This is a genomic window from Streptomyces sp. P9(2023), from assembly GCF_032436795.1.
In the GTDB taxonomy this organism is placed as follows: domain Bacteria; phylum Actinomycetota; class Actinomycetes; order Streptomycetales; family Streptomycetaceae; genus Streptomyces.
This window is the reverse complement of sequence record NZ_JAUPWM010000182.1, coordinates 1-408: the sequence shown is the minus strand read 5'-3', so window position 1 is coordinate 408 and position 408 is coordinate 1. Positions and strand designations below refer to the sequence as shown.

The 408-nt window shown below is 51.7% G+C and carries 1 protein-coding gene; it reads right to left on the bottom strand.

The features are described 5' to 3' along the window. The coding region (locus Q5762_RS37265) for a hypothetical protein (RefSeq protein WP_315896744.1) at positions 1-311 on the bottom strand (311 nt) is incomplete at its 3' end. Positions 312-408 lie beyond the last annotated feature (97 nt).

Genomic DNA, 408 nt, shown 5'->3' with positions numbered 1-408 from the left:
ATAAACGGCTTACTGTCTGGATTGCGTAACCACCATGCCACAAAGTCGGCTCGATATAGCGCTTCAGCAAAGGCCTTCTCATCTTTATTCAGGAAAAAGTCATTATCCATCAAGACGCTGCGAACGACGCTGGTGCCGATGGTCCAATGACGATTTCTGGCGAATTGGCGTGACTCATAATCCAACAGCTGCTCTATGTCGCCAGCAGCGTCTTTCTGTGGTGGCATGATGCCGTACAGATGTTTCGTGGAGGGGTTAAGGCCTACCTCCGTGGGAAAAAGGTAACCATCAGGCAACGGCTCACTCGGCACTAATTTGGAGTGTTGAGAGACCTCTTCCCATAAACCTTCTTCTAGCGCTGCACGGTGCGTGCAAACAACCCAGTGAGCGGCATAGCGGGCTAACCGC